At 54.1% G+C, this 364-nt stretch carries 1 pseudogene; it reads left to right on the top strand.

Annotated elements, in window-relative coordinates:
• A pseudogene (locus PUV47_RS19850) lies at positions 1 to 364 on the top strand (hypothetical protein); the annotation flags it as partial.

Below are 364 nucleotides of genomic sequence, written 5' to 3' on the forward strand. Positions count from 1 at the left end.
TGCTGGGCAGGTTTGGATCCAGCGCGGAGGAGAGCTGTCAGGAGAAGATGCTGTTGTATTCCGAGATTTGACGCTTTCGGAACTGAGCTTCGACAGGGTCACCATAGAGGCACAGGGCGACATTCTCCAAATACGTTGGGGCACAGGCGAAGAGGCTGGTGTGCTAAGGCTCTCCGACATGGGCCAGCACATCGAGCGCTTCGAATTCGCTGACGGAACAGTTCTGCGAGAAATCAAGCTGCGCGAGGATGGACGCGTAGAGCTGAAGGGTACAGAAGGTGATGATGTGATCATTGGCAGCGAGCAAAATGATTACATCCATGGAGGATCTGGAGATGACATTCTTGACCCAGGTGCTGGCACT

This window comes from Pseudovibrio exalbescens (assembly GCF_028737195.1).
Classification (GTDB): domain Bacteria; phylum Pseudomonadota; class Alphaproteobacteria; order Rhizobiales; family Stappiaceae; genus Pseudovibrio; species Pseudovibrio zosterae.